The following is a 19,903-nucleotide window of genomic DNA, read 5'->3' on the forward strand; positions in this document are numbered from 1 at the left end:
ACAGGGCCACGCTCGGCCCCGGGGATGAAACAGCTGGCGCTTGCAGGGAGCCGTTCAGGCGAGTTGATAGGCTTGGACAGCAGTGCGGTGGTAGGCATAGGATCGGTTCGCGAAAATCGGGCACAGGGCAATCCTGGCAGCGGACTTTCAATAAACCGTTCGCAAATTATCAAGGTTTCATCAAGAGGCTTCTTTGTGTCAGGAAAACGTATCCTCATTGTCGAAGACGACGCCGACAGCGCCAGCATTCTCGAAGCCTATCTGCGCCGCGATGGCTATGAGGTGGCCTTGGCCGAAGACGGTCAGCGCGGTCTCGACCTGCACAAGAGCTGGCAGCCCGACCTGATATTGCTCGACGTGATGCTGCCGCGCTTGAGTGGCACCGAGGTGTTGTCCGCCGTGCGCCGCAGCAGTGACACGCCGGTGATCATGGTCACGGCCATGGGCGACGAACCGGAAAAGCTTGGCGCCTTGCGCTACGGCGCGGACGACTATGTGGTCAAGCCCTACAGCCCGCGCGAAGTGGTGGCGAGGGTGCAGGCGGTGCTGCGACGCACCACCGGCAACCAGCCGGTGGCACACCTGTTGCGCCATGAAAACCTGCGGGTGGATCTCGATGCTTTTACCGCAGCCATTGAGCAGGGCGATGCATCACCGCAATGGCTGGACCTGACGCCGACGGAATTCAAGCTGCTGGTGACGTTGCTCCAGACCCCGTCCAAGGCCTTCACCCGTGACGAGCTGCTGGAAATCTGCCTGCCGGAAAGCGAAGCCCTGGCCCGTGTCGTCGATACCCATGTGCACAACCTGCGCCGCAAGCTGGAAACCCATGGCATCGCCGGGGTACTGGTGACGGTGCGCTCCATTGGCTATCGGTTCAGGTGAGCCCCATGTTGGATAAACCCCCTGCGGATAAATCGCAGATCAACGACAAACCACTGTGGCGCTGGATCGGCATGCGCATGAGCCTGCTGGCGATCGGCGCGGTGGTGGTGATCTCGGTGTGCATGTGGATCAACATCACGCTGGCGGATTGGAGTTTTGTGCAGCATCTGCCGCCGGGGCTGCGCGAAGAGCTGCAGCAACTGCGCGCCGATCCAGGGCTCAACGAGCCACGCTTGCGTCAATTGGTTGCCCAGTACTACCCCCTGGACTATTTCCAGCCGGCCATCGCCAATCACGACTGGCTGGTACTGGTTGGCCTGGTGCTGGCCGCCATCCCCATCATCATTGCTTGCGGCCTGTGGTTTTCGCGGCCCTTGTCCAGCCAGTTTTCGGCGATTGCCCAGGGCGCCAGGCGCGTCGCCGGCGGGGATTTCCTGACGCGCCTGCCGGTCCACCGCGCTGCACCCGACGAGCTGCAACGCTTGGTCAGCGACTTCAACAGCATGAGCACCCAACTGGAGCGCTATGAGCGTGACGTGCGAGAGTCCAGCGCGGTCATTGCCCACGAGCTGCGCACGCCGTTGAATGCCGCCATGGGGCGCGTGCAGGGTATGCTTGACGAGGTGTTTCCCAGCGATGCGGCGCAGTTGGGCATGGTCAAGCGTCAGCTCGATCAGCTGAGCAAACTGGTGGATGATTTGCACCTGTTGTCGATGGCCAGGGCTGGCCGGTTGGTGCTCGAGCGCAGCGATTTCCCCCTGATGGCGCTGGTGGCCGAACGGCTGGCCTGGTTTGAGCCGCAATTGGATCAGGCCGGCGTTCGAACACAGGTCAGTATGACCGATGGGCTGCGGGTGTATGCCGATCGCGATCGCCTGGGCCAGGTCATCAACATTCTGGTTGATAACCTGCTGCGTTATGCGGCAGGCGGCGGTGAGTTGAATATTGTGGCGTGTCAGGTTCAAGACCAGGTAGTGATTGAAATCGGTGACCGTGGCCCGGGCATCGAAGCACAGCATCTGGACAGCGTATTTGATCGCTTCTGGCGGGCTGAACGCTCCAGGGCGCGTTACTCGGGCGGCAGCGGGCTAGGCTTGTCCATCGCCCGGGCGATCTGCCAGGCCCATGGCGGCGCCATGACCGCCAGCAACCTGGACGAGGGTGGCACGCTGATCAGGGCACAGTTTCCGGTGTAGGACTGACTCGGCGTAACATGAGCCTGAGCTCATGCCCAACCTGTTCCTGCCCATTCGCCGAGACCCTGCCGATGAGAGACCTGCCGCCGACCGCCACCTTGCGCGCGTTTGAAGCCGCCACGCGGCATCCGACCTTTACAGCCGCCGCCCAGGAACTGCATGTGAGCCAGAGCGCGGTCAGCCACCAGCTCAAGCATCTGGAAACGCTGTGGGGGCTGCAGCTGTTTGAACGCGGTCAACCGCTACGCCTCACGGCAGCGGGGGCTACGCTGGCGCCCATCGTGCGCGAATTCTTCATCAGCCTGGAGGCGACCCTGGGCGATCTGCGCGAGCAAAAAGGCCGGGTTCGACTCAGCGTCAGCACCACCTATTCGTTCGCACTCAAATGGCTGCTGCCGCGCTTGCCGAGCCTGGCCCGTCAGCACCCCGAGCTGCTGGTGTCGCTGGACACCACCGACAAGATCATCCACTTCTCGGGAGGCCAGGCCGATGTCGCGATTCGGCTGGGCAAGGGCAGTTATCCCGGTCTGTATTCGCAGTTCCTGTTCGGCGAGCAGGTGTTTCCGGTGGCCAGCCCCGACTTGCTGCAGCGCCTCGGAACACCGCGCGATCCGGCCGAGTTGTTGCGTTTGCCGCTGCTGACCCGCGATGGCGCCGAACTGGTGCCGAAATGGGAGGCCTGGTTTCAAGCCGTGGGGCTGGGGTTTTCACCGCTCAGGGAAAGTGTCAGGTTCGGTGACAGCAATATGACGGTCGAGGCCGCCTTGCTCGGCCAGGGCGTAGCCTTGGTGCGCAGCGGCCACGTGGAAAACGAAATCAGCGATGGCCGTCTGGTACGGCTGTTCGATGTGCCGTTCCCATCGCCGCTGGCCTACTATTTCGTCTGCCCCAAGGGCGTCGAGGCACAGCCGCACATCCTCGACTTGCGACAGTGGTTGATGGCCGAGGCGCTGAAAGTGCAACAGGCCGCTCACTAGGGTATGAGTATTCGTTCATGGCGCAATGAGCAAACTTCGCTGTCGTTCCGGTGCCGGGCTGCCTAAGATGGCGCATGCCTATCCATCTTGTTTGCCTGGTTCTTTTCGCCGCGCTCCTGCACGCCAGCTGGAATGCGCTGCTGCGTGGCGGTGCCGACCGGCTGTGGTCGATGACGGTGATGTGTATTGCCATCGCCATCACCTGCAGCGTCGCCGCAGCGTTCATGCCAATACCCGCGACTGAGAGCTGGGGGTATGCGCTGCTCTCAGCGTTACTGCATGTGGGCTACAACCTGTTTCTGGTGCGCAGCTATCGGGTCGGTGACCTGGGGCAGATCTATCCGATTTCGCGTGGGTCGTCGCCGGCCCTGATCACCCTGGGTGCCGCCGTGTTTGCCGGCGAGCGCATCGCGCCCGGCCAGTTGCTGGGTATCACGCTGGTCTCTGGCGGGATCATTTCGCTGGCGTTCAAGGGGCGCAGCCTGTCGGTTCCCAGCCTGCCCTATGCGCTGGGCACCGGCTGCTTCATCGCGGCCTACAGCGTCGTCGACGGTATCGGTGCCAGGCTCTCCGGCGCGCCGCTGGCTTACACTGCATGGATGTGCGCCTTGTGGGGCGTGCTGATGCCGGTGGTGTACATCGGCCTGCGCGATGCTCGCAGCCTGTTCTGCGTGCGGCCCGGCCTGTTGACCGCTGTGCTCGGCGGGCTGGTCTCCTTGCTGGCCTACGCAATCGTTATCTACGCCATGAACGAAGCGCCCCTGGGCGCGGTATCGGCATTGCGCGAAACCAGCGTGCTGTTTGCGCTGTTGATCGGCTACCTGTTTCTCGGCGAGACGCTCACCGTGCGCCGGATCCTGGCGTGTGTCGTGATCGTAGCCGGCACGCTTATCATCGGCTGATACAGCCAATAACGCAGGAGGTCATTGAAATGGAAAAGGTCACACAGGCACCCTTGATCCTGATCACCGGAGGCAGTCGCGGCGTGGGGGCAGCCACCGCTCGGCTGGCCGCCGCCAAGGGTTATGACGTCGCTATCAGCTACGTGGCCAGTGAAGCGGCGGCGTTGGCGGTGGTGGCGGATGTGCAGGCAGTGGGGCGCAGGGCCCTGGCCGTGCGGGCCGACAGCGCAGACCCCGAACAGGTTGCGCAGTTGTTCGCGGCCATCGACCGCACGTTCGGGCGCATTGATGTACTGGTCAATAACGCCGGGGTGCTGCAGACCCAGTCGCGCCTGGAGGATCTTGGCTTTGAACGCATGCAACGTATCTTCGCGGTCAATGCCATCGGCCCGATGCTCTGTGCCCAGCAGGCGGTCAAGCGCATGGCTTACCGGCACAACGGGCCGGGCGGGGTGGTGATCAATGTGTCTTCCGGCGCGGCACGCCTGGGCAGCCCCAACGAATACATCGACTATGCGGCGTCAAAGGGCGCCCTGGAGACATTTACCATCGGGTTTGCCAAGGAAGTGGCGCGCGAGGGCATACGCGTCAACTGTGTTCGCCCCGGGCACATCTACACCGAGATGCACGCCAGCGGCGGCGAGCCGGGCCGCGTGGATCGCGTCAAGGACTCGATTCCCATGGGGCGCGGCGGCCAACCGGAGGAAGTGGCGCAGGCCATTCTCTGGCTGGCCGGCGCCGAAGCGTCGTTTGTGACCGGCACATTCCTTGACGTGACGGGCGGCAGGTAAGCCGGCGGGCGTCTTCGTCTCGTTTCGCGCCCGAAAGGGACGGATACGCCTGTTAGTCGCAATTTGTTACGAATCAATCACGGCAAAATGCCAGTTTGCACCGGCAAAAGGGGGCAAAAACACGTCTGCCATGGATTTTTCATAAAATCGTAACAAAGCTGCTGCACAGTCCCGGGAGCCCGAAATTACACCACGGAGTTCCTGAATGAAAAGCTTGATGAAGTCTGCTGCACTCGCCGTCGCGGTTTCTCTGAGCGCCACTTCGGTGTTTGCTGCCGAAAGCATCCGCCTGACCGGTTCCGGGGCCAGTTTCCCGGCCCCGATCTACCTCACCTGGTTCAAGGATTTCAGCAAGAAAAGTGCGGGCGTCACGGTTGACTACCAGTCCAAGGGCAGCGGGGCGGGGGTACAGGACTTCCTGAACAAAACCGTCGACTTCGCCGCCAGTGACTCCGCGATGAAAGACGAAGACATCGCCAAGGTTGCCGAAGGTGTGCAACTGCTGCCGATGACCGCCGGCGAAATCGTGCTGGCCTACAACCTGCCGGGCAACCCGAAGGGTCTGAAGCTGCCGCGCGACGTGTACTCCGATATCTTCCTGGGCAAGATCACCCAGTGGAACGATCCGAAGATCGTTGCCGCCAACCCGGACCTGAAGCTGCCGGCTACGCCTATCACCGTCGTGGTGCGTGCCGACTCCAGTGGCACCACCGCGGTATTCACCAAGCACCTGGCGGCGATCAACCCTGGCTTCAAAGAGGCATTGGGTGAAGGCAACACCGTCAACTGGCCGGCCACCGACAAGTTCATCAAGTCGCCCAAGAACGACGGTGTGACCGCCACCGTACGCCAGACGCCAGGCGCGATTGGCTACATCGAATACGGTTTCGCCAAACTGGCCAAGGTTGACTTCGCCCAGTTGCAGAACAAGGCCGGCCAGTATGTTGTGCCCAATGCCGAAAGCGGTGCAGAAGCACTGGCCGCGGTGAAGATGCCGGAAAGCCTGGTGGCCTGGCTGCCGGACCCGGACGGCGCCAAGTCCTACCCGATCACGTCCTACACCTGGATGATTTTCCGCAAGGACAACGGCAACCCGGCCAAGGCCAAGGCCATGCGTGAAATGGTCGAGTACAGCCTGACCGAAGGTCAGAAAATCGCTGACTCCATGGGCTACATCCCGCTGCCGCCTTCGGTAGTCGAGCAGGTTCGCAAGGCGTCCGCCAACATCCAGTAAGGCGTGTCAGGTCGCTTCCGGCGTGGGCGGTCAGCCCTGTCGGAAGCGTTTCCTCCCTGTTTCGGAATTAATCCATGAACACACCTTTTGTCGTACCGGGTAACCCGGACTCTGCGTGCCAGCCGCCGTCCACCAAGGACTTCGTGATGGATCGCACCTTCCGTGCGCTTGCACGCATCGGCGTGGTGCTGGTGCTGGCGCTGGTCTTCGCGCTGGTGTTCGAAGTAGGGCGCAAGGCCCTTCCAGGCATGGAAAAGCACGGTTTCGACATGCTGCTGGGCAGTGTCTGGGATGTCAACCAAGGCAAGTACGGCATTCTGCCGGCGATTTGGGGCACGCTGTACAGTGCCTTCATCGCGTTGCTGATCGCCGGCTTTTTTGGCGTCAGCATGGCGATTTTCCTCACCCAGGATTTCCTTCCCGCCAAGCTGGCTGCGGTGTTTCGCACCATCGTCGAATTGCTCGCGGCAATCCCCAGTGTGGTGTACGGCCTGTGGGGCATCTACGTGGTCATTCCCGCCATCCGGCCGCTGACGGCGTGGCTCAATACAGAACTGGGCTGGATTCCCTTTTTCGGTACGTCCCTGAGCGGGCCGGGCCTGCTGCCGGCCGCGCTGGTATTGGCGATCATGATCCTGCCGACCATTGCCGCGGTGTCCCAGGACGCGCTCACCGCGGTGCCCATGAAAACCAAACAGGCTGCCTACGGCATGGGCACGACGCACTGGGAAGCGATTCTCAAGGTGATGGTGCCGTCGGCCGCCACCGGTATCTTCGGCTCCCTGGTGCTGGGCCTGGGCCGCGCCCTGGGGGAAACCATGGCCCTGGCGATGCTGGTGGGTAACGCAAACAACATTTCCCTGTCCCTGTTTGCACCGGCCAATACCCTGGCGGCCTTGTTGGCGCTGAACTTTCCCGAGGCCGGGCCGAACGAGATCGAGGTGTTGATGTACGCGGCGCTGGTGCTGATGTTCATCACGCTGCTGGTCAACGTCGCGGGTTCGATGATCATGCTCTACGCCCAGCGGGGGACTCGCCAATGACCAACCTCACCACGCCTGCCGCCGCGCTGCCCAGCCTGCAGCGTCGCTTCGAAGGCCGCGCCCTGCGCAGCCTGGTCTTGACCACGCTGGTCTGGTTCGGTGCGCTGCTGGCCAGCGTACCGCTGATCTCCGTGCTGTATATGCTGATCACCCGAGGCGGTGCGCGCCTGAGCCTGGAGCTCTTCACCGAGCTGCCGCCGACCGGTTTCGAGACTGGCGGTGGCTTCGGCAACGCCATGGCCGGCACCTTGGTCATGGTCGGCATTGCGGCGGCCATCGCCGTGCCGGTCGGTATCCTGGCCGCGGTGTTTCTCGCGGAGCTGGGGCCTGACAGCAAGCTGGCGAACGCTGCGCGCTTTGCCGCCAAGATGCTCACCGGCTTGCCGTCCATTCTGGCCGGGGTGTTTGCCTACGCGCTGGTGGTGATGACCACCGGGACCTACTCGGCACCGGCAGGTGGCGTGGCGCTGGCCGTGCTGATGCTGCCGATTGTGGTGCTGACGGCTGAAGAGTCGATGCGCATGGTGCCCAAGATCATGAAGGACGCTGCCTACGGCATGGGTTGCACCCGTTCGCAGGTGATCTGGAAAATCGTCTTGCCCACCGGCCTGCCGGCGATCCTGACCGGCGTCATGCTGGCCGTGGCGCGCGCTGCCGGCGAAACCGCGCCATTGCTGTTCACCGCGCTGTTCAGCAACTACTGGATCTACCACGACGGCAACCTGGCCGTCATGAACCCGACAGCCTCGTTGGCCGTGCTGATCTACAACTTCTCCGGCATGCCCTTCGACAATCAGCTTGAACTCGCGTGGGCGGCTTCGCTGGTGCTGGTGATGATCGTGCTGGTCGTGAATGTCGTGAGCCGTATTTTCGGCAAACCCAAGTACTAAGAGCGGGAGCACCTGAATTTTGAACGTATCCACTGCGCAAATAGCCGCTCCGTTTGTGACCCAGTCGCCTGTGGTCATGGACTGCAAGCTGGACAAGATTTTCTACGGCAACTTCATGGCCGTGCGTGACAGCCACGTGCCGATCGAAAAAAACAAGATCACCGGTTTCATCGGGCCTTCCGGCTGTGGCAAAAGCACCGTGCTGCGCAGCCTCAACCGCATGAATGACCTGGTCAAGGGCTTTCGTTTCGAAGGGCATGTGCATTTTCTCGGCCAGGACGTGTACGGCAAGGGCGTCGATCCTGTGGTCGTGCGTCGTTACATCGGCATGGTGTTCCAGCAGCCGAACCCGTTCTCGATGAGCATCTTCGACAACGTCGCCTTTGGCCTGCGCCTCAATCGCTACAAGGGCGACCTGGGCGACCGCGTCAAACACGCGCTGCAAGGCGCCGCCCTGTGGGACGAGGTCAAGGACAAGTTGAAGGTCAGCGGTTTGTCGCTCTCCGGCGGCCAGCAGCAACGTCTGTGTATCGCACGCGCGATCGCCACCGAGCCGGAAGTGTTGCTGCTGGATGAACCGTGCTCGGCGCTCGACCCGATTGCCACCCGTCGCGTCGAGGAACTGATGGTCGAGCTGAAGAAGGATTACACCATCGCGCTGGTGACCCACAACATGCAGCAGGCGATCCGTGTGGCGGACACCACGGCGTTTTTCTCGGTGGATATTTCTCAGGGCACGCGCACGGGGTATCTGGTCGAGATGGGCCCGACCGCGCAGATTTTCGGCAAGCCGCGCGAGCAAATGACCGAAGATTACATCAGCGGCAAGTTCAGCTGAGCAACACCGTCCGGCCTGCGCCGCCTACGTGCAAACGCCAAATGGATGTGGCGTGAACCGGTAGATTTTTTACCTCGTGTTTCCAAGGAGTTTCAATGTCTGCAACGCATCGCCTGGATCTGCCAGCCATCGAACGCGCATTGCGCGAAGTGCAGGAGCGCTTCGCCGAGCTTAGCCGTCACTTCACCGAGCCGCGTGACCCCTTGACCGACGAAGTGCTGCTCAATGTGCTTGAAGGCTATGCGTTGATTGACGACTATGTCGCACGCGGCGTTGACCTGTTTGATCTTCATCAGCTGAACCTGATGCTGGAAATCAACGCCACCGTGCTGTGCGGTCGAGACCCGGCGCGGCGCGTGGAATACGCGCAGCACCTTGCGGCCACCGAGGAGCATTTCTTCAATAACGTCGAAGGCGGCATCAAGGACCTGTTCAACTGGTACTGCGCGTATCGCAGCGAATCGGTCTGGAAGCGGGCGGCCGGCGTTTATGTGCGCATCCTCAGCAAGCCGCAGTTGTTCATTGAAGGCAACAACCGCAGTGGGTCGCTTATCGTCAGCTATCTGCTCATGCGTGCAGGTTTGCCGCCGTTCGTGCTGACGCTTGAAAATGCCGAGGGCTACTTCAACCCGTCCTCGGTGATACGCAACTCTGCCAAACATGGCGTCAAGGCGTTGTACGAGTTGCCCAAGATCAAGAAGAAGTACGCAGCGTTCCTGGAGAACCAGGCGCCTGATCCCAACAAATTTTTCCTCAGCGGCACGCCGCTGCCCAAACGACAGGGAGGCCACTGATGCGCAGATTCAAGCGTCAACGCCTGCGTATTTCATTTGATATCGATGACACGCTGGCCTGCCAGCTCCACCACTGCGCTGTCGAAACCAGCTGGCTGCCGGCCTGTGTGCATCGTTGGCTGGGTGAGCCGTTGCGCATCGGTACACGTTCCCTGATCCGCGATTTGCGTCGCCAGGGGTGCAGCGTCTGGGTCTATACATCGTCCGGCCGCACACCGTCCTACATCCGCCGCTGGCTGTTGCTCTATGGAATCCGCGTCGATGGGGTCGTTAACAGTGTGCTGCACAACCGCGCCCTGACCGGGCATGGGCTGTCGAATGCGCCTTCGAAGTATCCGCCGGCATTCGATATCGACTTGCACGTTGATGATTCCGAGGGCGTGCAGATTGAAGGGGCTGATCATGGGTTCCGCGTGGTCGTGGTTAATCCGCAGGATGTACGCTGGGCGCAGAAAGTCCTGGAAGCCGTGGTCATTGTCCGCGCGCAGCTCGGTTGGCCGCGGCTGGTCAGCCACAAGGCGCCGCGCAACACCGCACTGTCGCTAGAGCCGAAAAGGACTGTCGCCAACTCGATCCTGGCGCGTGGACAATGGTCCGGTTGAATGTATCCAGGACAATTCTTTGTGTGTATCAATGGGCGAGCGTAGGCTCCCATTCACATACAGCAAGGAGGCGAACCCGGCGCGCAGGAGGCAACCGTTCCAGCGGCGTCGAATCGATTGAGGCATGTTCAGTCACGTTACGCTCAGGTGCACCGACCTTGAAAGAGCAGCGGCTTTTCATGACGCTGTGATTGCGCCACTCTGGCTGATCCAACGCGCAGCGACCCCCCATGGCAGCGCGCCTCACAACGTCTATTACGGCGATCTGGAGCGCTCATGGTAGAGCCATCGACGCTGTTGCTGTTCGCAGGGGCCGTGTTGCTGTTACTGATGTCTCCTGGCCCCAATATGGCCTTTGTGATTGCGCACGGCGCGAGCTACGGCTGGCGTGGCGGCGTCGCTGCCGCATTGGGCATCGGCGCGGCCGACCTCGTACTGACCGCGCTCACCGCCGCCGGCCTCACCGCCGCCATAGCTCAGTGGCCGCCCTCGTTCGACCTGATCCGCTGGGCCGGCGCGTTCTATCTACTCTGGATGGCCTGGAACGCCCTGCGGGTTCGTGCCGGAGGTTCAACGCATGCCACCCTCCAGATGTCGCTGATGTCGGTGTTCATTCGTGCGATGCTCAATTCGTTGCTCAACCCGAAAGCGCTGCTGTTTTTCATGGTGTTTTTGCCGCAGTTCGTTGTGCGCGGCAGTGCGGCGGTCGCCTTGCAAATAGTCATCCTGGGGTTGGTATTAACCTTGATCGCGATCATTTTTCACGTCGTGCTGGGCCTGATGGGGGGAATCATCCGGGGTTACGCTACCCACCAAGGCGAGCCCGCAAAGTGGCAGTCGCGGGGCCTGGCATTCGTATTGGTATTGCTGGCAGTTCGCCTGGCGTTCACGTCGCGGCCGGCATGAGTTATCCGGGTAGCCGGTGCGTAACTTGCGTAAAAAAGCCACTCGATCGAGTGGCTTTTTTACCCTGTGGTTTATGAAATAGACGCTACGACGTCCGTTTGCCTTGCTTACTTGAGCGTGACGTCAACCATCGGCGGGATGTAACCGTAGTCATACTCGGCGACCACGAATGTCTGCTGCCCTTTGATCTTGATGCCCACGGTCGGTGCCTCGGTGCCGCCGATGCGCATCTGTGTCCCGCTTTCGCCGGTGGGTACGCTGTCGATGAAGGAAGTCACCAGGCCGTTGGGCATTACGCAGTGGGAGTAGGTCTGGAAGGGCTGGGAGGACGGATTTCCCAGGACCAGGCCGGAACCGTTCAAGGGCACGTAAGGGCCGAACAGCGAGTCTGCGACAAAACCGTACACCCCATCCGGCCCTGTTACACCGTCGCCGTAGGTGAAGGTGTGGCTGATGGTGAACAGGTAATACTTGCCGTCCTGGAACACGAAGTGCGGACGTTCGGTCTGGTCGTTGACGCCGACTGCGGTCAGCAGCGGCGGCAGCATTTCCCAGTCGTCCCCGTCTTCGTCACGGGCCACGGCGATACCCACGCAGGCGGTCTGGAAGCGCGAGTTGCCGACGTCTTCATAACCGGGCGGCACATCGCCGATTTCTGCCTTGCCCACCTTGTGCGAGCCGCGCTCGCCGGCCACGTTGCCTTCGAACAGCATGTACAGCTTGCCGTCCTTCGGGTCGCGGAACGGCCATGGATCGCGGAAACCCCAGAAGGCGTTCTGCGCTTCGGTCTGGTACATCTTGCCGTCGGCCTCGAACAACGGCTTGACCTTCTCGAAGCCCACCAGGCTGACGCCATGCTCGGTGGTCACCACGCGGCCACGGACCTTGACGATGGTCGCGCCCGGCGTGACGGCGGTGTAGTAGAGGTCCACCTCGCCTTGCTCGTTCAACAGGATCGGCGTGCCGGCCCATTCGCGCACCGTTGGCGAAACGCCTTCGGCCATTACCCGGCCGCCGAGTTTCCAGTCCTTGCCGGTGCGGGAGTACCAGTAGTACATCTTTGCCCGACCATGGCGATCGTTCCAGTCGCGGGCGATGTCGTAGTTACCGTTCTGATCGAGGTACTGCGGGTCGTTGGGGTGACGATCCGCGGTCAGGGTGAAGATCACCGACCAGCCATCGACGGAGGTGATATTTCCATCAATGTCACGCAGCGGCATGGTGTCCCAGATAAACACCTTATCGCTCAGCACCGGGAAGTCGGCACTGACCAGTGGCTGGGTGGTGGTGGGGTCGTCCGCATGGACTTTGAGCGCATCGGCGCGGGTCCACAGGCTGGGTAGGTGGGGTGTTTTGCCAAATTTTTCAGTGGTGCTTTTCATAGGAAACCTCGTCCATGAAGGTAAGATAAATACTGTATTCATATACAGTGATTCGACTTTAAAAGACTGGCTCACTCGGGTCAAGGGCTAAAATGCATTTATGCATATTTTTGGGTGATGCCTTGGCTGACACGTTTCAGCCTGGGATTTTTACAGACGTTCTGCTGAGCGCAGCAGCAGGCCCGAACATGCTCAAGGGCAATAGGAGCGGCTGGAACATGCCCCCGGGCTTCAGGCACGGATCGACGAGCCCATTCGCGAAGCCCCCGGCCGAGAGGTAGGTATAGGCGCGACCAAATAACGGAACTTTGGCCGCGCAGGCATTCTCCATTGCAGATAGCCCCGCTTCAGCCGGCCTGCGCCGGATGATTGCTGACTGCAACCCGCCGCCAGAGCCGTCCATGACCGAATCCAGCCTCAGCCACGCCGAACCTTCCAAGCCGTCCTTGCGCCGCGCCGTAACCGGCCCGATGTTGTTCCTGTTCATCCTGGGCGATGTGCTCGGCGCAGGCGTGTATGCGCTGGCCGGAACCATCGCCGGCCAGGTCGGCGGGGCGATCTGGGTGCCGCTGCTGGTGGCGTTGTTCTTCGCCATGCTCACGGCCGGCTCGTACGCCGAATTGGTGACCAAATACCCCCATGCAGGCGCCGCGTCGGTGTTCGCCGAAAAGGCGTTCAAGTCGCCGCTGATTTCGTTCCTGGTGGGCTTTTGCATGCTTGCAGCCGCCGTGACCAGCGCCGCCGGGTTATCCCTGGCGTTTGCCGGTGACTACCTGGCGGCGTTCGTTGACGTGCCGCCGCACTGGGCGGCGCTGGTCTTTCTGCTGGTGATTGCGCTGTTGAATGCCCGCGGGATCAAGGAATCGCTGGGCGCCAATATGGTGATGACGTGCGTGGAACTGTCCGGGCTGCTGTTGGTGGTGGTTGCCGCAGCCTGGTGTTTCCACTCCGGCGAAGCCAACCTGGGGCGAGCGTTCGAATTCAAGCCCGGCATCAATCCGATGCTCGCCGTGCTCGGCGCTGCACTACTGGCGTTCTATTCGTTCGTCGGCTTCGAGACGTCGGCCAATCTGGCGGAAGAAATCCGTGGTGTGCGCAAGGTTTATCCGCGTGCGCTGTTCGCCGCATTGATCGTGGCGGGCATCGTGTATATGGCGGTCGGTGTTGCCGCCTCCGTGGTGCTGCCGATGGACAAGCTGACAGCCACGTCGGCACCGCTGCTTGAAGTGGTGAGCGCCTCGGGCCTGAATATTCCACCGCAATTGTTTGCCTTCATCGCCTTGGTGGCGGTCGCCAATGGCGCGCTGTTGACAATGGTCATGGCCAGCCGCCTGACCTACGGCATGGCGCGCATGGGCCTGTTGCCGGAGCCGTTGTCGCGCGTGCTGGCCAAGCGCCGTACGCCTTGGCTGGCGATCATTGCCAGCACGGCCGTGGCCATCGCCTTGACATTGACCGGCACGCTGGCGGCATTGGCCGAGACAGTGGTTTTGTTGCTGCTGTTCGTGTTCCTTAGTACCAACCTGGCGGTGCTGGTATTGCGGCGTGACACCATTGAGGAGAAGCATTTTCGTGTGCCGAGCTGGGTGCCGGTGCTGGCGATTGTTTCGTGCCTGATTCTGCTTAGCCAGCAAAGCCTGGATACCTGGTTGCGCGGTGGGGCGCTGATTGTGCTGGGCATGGTGCTGTATGGCTGCAATCGATTGGCGACGCCGGCTGTGCAGGCGAGTTGAGTACACCCACCGTGTCGCTGCCTATGCCGCCGATGGCTGCGGGTCGGTCGCCTCGTGGGTGGCTGACACTTCTCCACCCATGGCACAAATAAAAACGCCCGGAGAGCGTGCTGCGCTCACCGGGCGTTATTTTTGATCACCATGGTGATCAAGGCATCACGTCAGAAGTCCCAACGCGTACTGACCATCACGTTACGCGGCTCGCCGTAGGCGGCGGAGTTATAGAAACCGACGTTGGTGTAGTAGGACTTGTCGAAGATGTTGTTGAAGTTGACCGTTGCCGACAGGTTCTTGGTGACCTGGTAGCGGGTCATCAGGTCCACCAGCCAGTAGGATTCCTGGGTGATGTCCTGATTGGTTTCGAGTGGCCCGTTCCAGATCTCGTTCCAGCCCTTGGTCTGCCAGCGCACGCCGCCGCCGATGGTGAACTTGTCCAGGTCACCCTTGAGCTTGTAGGTGGTGTTCAGGTTGACCTGATGCTCGGGCTCGAAGGTGGAGATCTTCTTGTCGTCGTCATCGCGCACGATTTTGTGGGTGTAGCCACCTTGCACTTGCCAGCCCGGGCTCAACTCACCGGTGATTTCCGCTTCGTAGCCCTTGGTCACGGCCTTGGAGCCTTTGAATGCATAGTTCCGCGGGGTCGGCGTCTGGTTGTTGTACGCATCGTCGGAGATCGCACGGTTGGTCTCATGCACTTCGAAGTAAGCGATGTTGGTGTTCAGGCGGCCATCGAAGAACTCACCCTTGAGGCCAATCTCGTAGTTTTGTCCTTCGTCCGGTTCCAGCAGTTTTTCGTTGCGGTCTTTATAGGTACTTTCCTGAGGCTGGAAAATGTCGGTGTAGCTGGCGTACGCCGAGAAGTTGTCGTTGAGGTCGTAGATCACCCCGGCATAAGGAATGAACCGCCCGGTTTCCTTGTAGGAAGGGTTGTTACCGGTGACGTGATAGTTGGCTACGCGCCCGCCGAGGATCACGTTCAGGTCATCCATCACGTTCAAGCGTGTGGTCACGTAGTAACCCGTCTGGCGGATGGTGTCATCGATGTACTGCTGGGCCGGGCCGTAGATAGGCTTGGCGAGGTGGCCGTTCCAGTTATAGAAATCGACTTTGTTGCCGCCCGGCCATTCCGGGGACCAGTAACCCTTGCCCTGCCAGCGCGAGGTGCCGATCGAGCCGCCCACCACCAGCTCATGTTCACGGCCGAACAGGCTGAAAGGTCCGGTGGCGTAGAGGTCGGCGGAGGTGCTTTTGGTTTCGCCGGTGTACTTCTGCCCGTTGATTTCGGCGGTGCCATCGGCTGCCGGCTGGACGAACTGAATCGAACCGAGGTCGGCGTGGTAGCCGTTGATCTTGTGGTCGAGCTGGAACTTGGTCACCCAGCCGTCGCCCAGGTCATGCTCGAGCATGGCGAACGCGGTACGGGTGTTCTGCTCCCAGGAACTCCAAGTGGTGCCGTTGTTGTAGGAGCGCGGCATCTTGTTGATGCTGCCGTTGGAGTTTACCAGCGGGAAGGAGCCGGACCAGCTCGAACCCTGCGGAACGTTGTCCTGGTAGTCGAAGCCCACGGTCAGCAGGGTGTCGGGGGACAGGTCGAATTCGGTAATGCCGTAGTAGGTTTCGGTCTTGCGCGAGTAGTGGTCCATGAACGACTTCTTGTCCTGGTACGCGGCCACCGCACGCCCACGGATGTTGCCGCTGTCGGTCAGGGGCCCGCTGACATCCACTTCACTGCGGTAGTTGTCCCAGGAGCCGGCGCCCAATTGCACATGCCCTTTGAAATCCGAGGTCGGTTTCTTGCGGATCAGGTTGATGGTCGCCCCCAGGGAGCCGGCGCCGTTGAGCAGGCCGGTAGCGCCCTTGAGCACTTCGACACGGTCGTAGATCGCCATGTCGCTCAAGGTATTGCCCGCCGAGTAACCGACGTTGCGCACGGTGGAAGGAATACCGTCGTACTGGAAGCTGTTGACCGAGAAACCCCGGGAGTAGTAGTTGGTACGGTCGCTGTCATAGGCAGACACCGTGATGCCCGGGGTGTGGCGCATCACGTCATCCATGTTGTTGAGGCCGAAGTCCTCGATGTGCTGGCGAGTGACCACGGTGATCGACTGCGGCGTTTGCCGGGGCGTCAGGGTCAGGCGCGTGGCGGTGGCGATGGTGCCCGGGGTGTAGGAGCCCGAACCTTCGGTGATGTTGCCCAGGTAGTTGGCGGTGACCTCGGTCGGGCTCAGTTCCAGCCCGCCACCTGCGCTGGCAGCGGCCACCGTCAAGGTATTGCCGTTAAGGCTGTAGGTGGTCTGGCTGCCTGCCAGCAACGCATCGATGGCCTGCTGCGGCTGCATCTTGCCGTTGATTGCGCGACTGTTCTTACCCTGCACGTCGCCAGGGCTGTACAACACTTGCACATTGGTCTGGCGGCCAAATTCCTGCAGCGCGCTCCCCAGCGGCTGTGCAGGAATGTTCAACTCGATCTCCTGGGCCTGAACGTAGCCTGCAATCGGCAGCGACACTGCCAGTGCCAGGGCACTCGGAAGAAGGTTCATGTTCAGGGCCCTGCGCATGGATAACGCTTTGCTCAGGGGGCTCAGACCGAGTCGTGCTGGCATGGATGCTTTCTCTTCTAGGTTTTAAGTGGGCAGTTATCGTATCTATTGAGGTTAATTCTCATTACCACTAGTGAGACGTTCCTACCTGGAAAAACCGGAAAATAAAATTCACGCGGGCTCCATTTCGTGTACCACCTGACCGGCGCGCAGGCGTACCAGCTGGTCGGCGATGTCGAAATAACGGTCGTCGTGGCTGATCACGATGATGGTCTTGCCCAGGCGCTTGAGGTCCGGCAACAGCTCGGTGTAGAAGATCCGGCGGAAGGCCGGGTCCTGGTCGGCGGCCCATTCGTCGAACACCAGCACCGGGCGTTCTTCCAGCCAGGCGTTGACCAATGCCAGGCGCTTGCGCTGGCCGGTGGACAGGTCGGTGGTGCTGAACACGCCGTCCTTGACGCTGACCTTGTGCGCGATTTCCAGGCGTTCCAGGTACTTGGTGGCGCTGTCCAGGGACTGGGTGGCGCTGCCTTGGACCAGGTCGTCGAACAGGTAATAGTCGGAAAACACCGTGGTGAACAGCTGGCGATAGTCATCGCGCTCAGGGTCGGTGACCGCTTCGCCATTCAGGCGAATCTCGCCGCCCTGAGGTGGGTAAAGACCCAGCAGCAGTTTGATCAGGGTGGTCTTGCCGCTGCCGTTTTCACCGACGATAAACACGATATCGCCTTGCTGGATACTCAGGTTGATCGGCCCCAGGTGGAACGGCTCGCTGCCTTCGACCGCTGGCGGGCTGTAGCTTACATCGCGCAGTTCGAGGCTGTTGACCACCGGTTTGGGCGCTTCGCTGTCGTCCATCAGCAGGTGCGGTTCGGGCGACGAAAAACGCTCCGACAGTTCACTGATGCGGCCAAATGCGATCTTGGCCTTGCCCACCACGGGCAGGTAACCCAGCAGGTGTTCCAACGGGCCTTTCATGTACAGCAGCACCAGCACGAAGCCGGTGATCACCGTCGGGTCCGGGTTGGGGTTATACGCCTGCATCGCCAGGGCCAGGCCGATGACCACGAAGAACAGCATCGAGCCAAACGTCTTGGCCAGGATGTAGATGTTGACCGAACGCACCTGGATATCGCTGATGCGGTCAGCGGTTTCCTGGATGCGGTGGGTGTTCATGCGAAACCGCCGTGGCCGGTGCATGCGCAGTTCCTTGGCGCCGGACGCAATGGCGTTGTAGTAACGCTGCAACTCGTCTTCATGGCTGCGCGCCAGGTCGAAGCCCTGGATGCCTTTGCCGCCGGCGATGAACTGCACGGCGCTGCCGATAATGATCGCCACCACCATCATCAGGAACATCGGCACCGACAGGTAGGCCAGGTAGCCCAGGCAACCGAGGGTGACCGTGGCCGCGATGGCCAGCGGCGTGAACGCGAAGGAAAAGTCGCTGATGGTGTCGACGTCGTGGGTCAGCACCGGGATCAGGCGATGGGAGCGATAGCGTTCGATCTGGCCGATGGGCGCCGATAACACCTTCTCGCCCAGGTCCTTGCGCAGGGCGGCGATGATCCGTTGCCCGACGTAGTTGGTGCCGATGTCGGAAATGATCGAACTGAGCAGCGCCACCACGCACAGCGCCGCAAACGTCAGGACCACGCCCTGGGTCATGCCGGCCGCCGAATGCAGCGCGTTATTGATGGTCGCCAGCAGCAATGTAATAGCCAGGCCGCCCACCATGCCGAGGGCAACGGAGACCGTCACAATGGTGCGAAAGGGCCGGAGCAGGGCGAGCAAGCCTTTGAAGGCGCCGCGTTTGGGGTCGGTCATAAATACATCCCGGAGAGTGAAAAGAGGGGCTGGGCACACAGACCCTTACCCATGACAAACGAAGTGTCGGCGCGACTATTTAGCTCGGTGTGCCGGGCGGTGACGGCGCTGGATAAATTGCGCGAGGGCTGGTTCGTTCTTGTTGTGTAGGCGCACGGGTATTCACGCCGTACGTATTCCTTCTGCGAGAGCGAAACAATGACGAAAAAGAACCTGGTGTATGTCTGGTCCCTGAGAAATGCTGCCGCCGACAAGGCCGGGCAGCCGGTGGCCTACAAGGACCATGAGCGCTACATGAAGTCGGTGCTGGAGTTTCTGGTGGGCTCGCTCAACGACACCGCGCTGGGCGACGCCTACAATCTGGTCGGGGTGGTGTACGACGATGATGAGCACAACCCGCGGGATCAGGCACTGGTCGCCGACTACGGTTTCGCCTGCACGCCTGGCCGTCCATGGTTGTACCCGGCCGACCTGCGCGTGCAGGGCAAGTTGGTCAACGACCTGTTGCTGAGCGTGCCGTCGACCTATCGTCGCCTGCCTCGGGGCAGCGCCGAGCATATCGCCGGCAAACAGGGTTTCGAACGACGCCTGCATGACGTGCTGGTCGAGTTGAAAGCCGACATTGTGGTGCTCGATGGCTTGCTGGTGATCCTCGATGAACTGGTGCGTCCAGGCGCGCCGTTTGCACGGCGCATCATGAACATCCATCCGGGTATCACCCGTATCGAATCGCCTTACGAACGCCGTGGTGCCTATGCCACCTGGAACGCGTTGTATGGCGCACGTGGGCAGACCGTGGTGGACTGGGCGACCAGGGCCACCAAGCCTTCGGAGCCGCTGTACCTCACCGGTGCGTCATTCCACTATGTGGATAACGGCATTGATTCCGGCGAAGTGTTCCACGACGTATTGAAGACCGAGATTTCGCCGCAAGACACCATCCTCGAACTGCGCTGGAACAACTTCAACAACAGCCTGTTCCCGGCGCTGCATGAAGGCCTCGAGCGGTTGGCCCAGAAGGGCTGAGTACACTCTTCGAGTGGTATGAAAGTCAAAGTGTGGGAGGGGCTTGGTGTATGGCCTGGAGCACGCGTATTACACGGAAACCAATCCAGTCATGCCGCGTCTGCGGGTAAATACGTTCCTCCTGATGCGTGGCGTTCAAATGTGGGAGGGGGGCTTGCCCCCGATGGCGGTGTGTCAGGCGCAGATGCATGCACTGACAGTGCCTCATCGGGGGCAAGCCCCCTCCCACATTGGGTTGGTGTATGGCTTAGAGGTCGCGCACTACACGGAAACCAATCCAGTCACGCCGCGTCTGCGGGTAAATACGTTCCTCCTGATGCGTGGCGTTCAAATGTGGGAG

The 19,903-nt window shown here is 61.1% G+C and carries 17 protein-coding genes; 14 read left to right on the top strand and 3 right to left on the bottom strand.

Annotated features, from left to right (window positions below):
* The first annotated feature begins 195 nt into the window (after window positions 1-195).
* From CIB54_RS22355 to CIB54_RS22410, 12 genes are all read left to right on the top strand, one after another.
* On the top strand, window positions 196-885 hold the full coding sequence (locus CIB54_RS22355) for a response regulator (protein WP_101220991.1): 690 nt from the start codon (window positions 196-198) through the stop codon (window positions 883-885).
* 5 nt (window positions 886-890) lie between these two features.
* Window positions 891-2,081 carry a sensor histidine kinase gene (locus tag CIB54_RS22360; protein ID WP_101220992.1) on the top strand — a complete coding sequence of 397 codons (1,191 nt, stop codon included), beginning with the start codon at window positions 891-893 and terminating at the stop codon, window positions 2,079-2,081.
* Window positions 2,082-2,152: 71 nt separating this feature from the next.
* Entirely contained in the window at window positions 2,153-3,058 is a 906-nt protein-coding gene (locus CIB54_RS22365; RefSeq protein WP_101220993.1) for a LysR substrate-binding domain-containing protein, read from the top strand.
* Window positions 3,059-3,132: 74 nt separating this feature from the next.
* Entirely contained in the window at window positions 3,133-3,960 is an 828-nt protein-coding gene (locus CIB54_RS22370; RefSeq protein WP_065952845.1) for a DMT family transporter, read from the top strand.
* 29 nt (window positions 3,961-3,989) lie between these two features.
* Window positions 3,990-4,751, top strand: coding sequence for an SDR family oxidoreductase (locus tag CIB54_RS22375; protein WP_101220994.1), 762 nt, complete (start codon window positions 3,990-3,992; stop codon window positions 4,749-4,751).
* 205 nt (window positions 4,752-4,956) lie between these two features.
* A complete protein-coding gene (gene pstS, locus CIB54_RS22380; RefSeq protein ID WP_057725519.1) occupies window positions 4,957-5,985 on the top strand; it encodes a phosphate ABC transporter substrate-binding protein PstS in 1,029 nt (342 codons plus the stop codon).
* Between the two features lie 74 nt (window positions 5,986-6,059).
* A complete protein-coding gene (pstC, locus tag CIB54_RS22385) occupies window positions 6,060-7,028 on the top strand; it encodes a phosphate ABC transporter permease subunit PstC (RefSeq protein WP_101220995.1) in 969 nt (322 codons plus the stop codon).
* On the top strand, window positions 7,025-7,918 hold the full coding sequence (gene pstA, locus CIB54_RS22390; RefSeq protein WP_065952842.1) for a phosphate ABC transporter permease PstA: 894 nt from the start codon (window positions 7,025-7,027) through the stop codon (window positions 7,916-7,918). Before pstC ends, pstA begins: the two co-directional genes overlap by 4 nt.
* A gap of 76 nt (window positions 7,919-7,994) precedes the next feature.
* Window positions 7,995-8,756: a phosphate ABC transporter ATP-binding protein PstB gene (pstB, locus tag CIB54_RS22395; protein ID WP_065888298.1), complete on the top strand. Its 762-nt coding sequence runs from the start codon at window positions 7,995-7,997 to the stop codon at window positions 8,754-8,756.
* Between the two features lie 95 nt (window positions 8,757-8,851).
* Window positions 8,852-9,550, top strand: coding sequence for a hypothetical protein (locus CIB54_RS22400; protein ID WP_065952840.1), 699 nt, complete (start codon window positions 8,852-8,854; stop codon window positions 9,548-9,550).
* Window positions 9,550-10,152, top strand: coding sequence for a hypothetical protein (locus tag CIB54_RS22405; RefSeq protein WP_232790594.1), 603 nt, complete (start codon window positions 9,550-9,552; stop codon window positions 10,150-10,152). Before CIB54_RS22400 ends, CIB54_RS22405 begins: the two co-directional genes overlap by 1 nt.
* A gap of 276 nt (window positions 10,153-10,428) precedes the next feature.
* Window positions 10,429-11,058 (top strand): LysE family translocator, encoded by a 630-nt coding sequence (locus tag CIB54_RS22410; protein ID WP_065952838.1) that lies wholly within the window; start codon window positions 10,429-10,431, stop codon window positions 11,056-11,058.
* Between the two features lie 107 nt (window positions 11,059-11,165).
* On the opposite strand, the gene CIB54_RS22415 is transcribed toward CIB54_RS22410, so the two are convergent.
* Window positions 11,166-12,440 carry a glycoside hydrolase family 68 protein gene (locus CIB54_RS22415; RefSeq protein ID WP_101220996.1) on the bottom strand — a complete coding sequence of 425 codons (1,275 nt, stop codon included), beginning with the start codon at window positions 12,438-12,440 and terminating at the stop codon, window positions 11,166-11,168.
* Window positions 12,441-12,841: 401 nt separating this feature from the next.
* On the opposite strand from CIB54_RS22415, the gene CIB54_RS22425 reads away from it, so the two are divergent.
* On the top strand, window positions 12,842-14,173 hold the full coding sequence (locus CIB54_RS22425) for an APC family permease (RefSeq protein WP_232790595.1): 1,332 nt from the start codon (window positions 12,842-12,844) through the stop codon (window positions 14,171-14,173).
* 161 nt (window positions 14,174-14,334) lie between these two features.
* On the opposite strand, the gene CIB54_RS22430 is transcribed toward CIB54_RS22425, so the two are convergent.
* Complete coding sequence (locus CIB54_RS22430) at window positions 14,335-16,776, bottom strand: TonB-dependent siderophore receptor (RefSeq protein ID WP_101220998.1); 2,442 nt, start codon at window positions 16,774-16,776, stop codon at window positions 14,335-14,337.
* 108 nt (window positions 16,777-16,884) lie between these two features.
* Window positions 16,885-18,537, bottom strand: coding sequence for a cyclic peptide export ABC transporter (locus CIB54_RS22435; protein WP_065952833.1), 1,653 nt, complete (start codon window positions 18,535-18,537; stop codon window positions 16,885-16,887).
* 198 nt (window positions 18,538-18,735) lie between these two features.
* Between CIB54_RS22435 and CIB54_RS22440 the strand changes: the two genes are divergently transcribed.
* Window positions 18,736-19,563, top strand: a complete 828-nt coding sequence (locus tag CIB54_RS22440) for a formyl transferase (protein WP_101220999.1) — start codon at window positions 18,736-18,738, stop codon at window positions 19,561-19,563.
* Window positions 19,564-19,903: the final 340 nt, after the last annotated feature.

The organism is Pseudomonas fluorescens (genome assembly GCF_002837185.1).
Lineage (GTDB): Bacteria > Pseudomonadota > Gammaproteobacteria > Pseudomonadales > Pseudomonadaceae > Aquipseudomonas > Aquipseudomonas fluorescens_AM.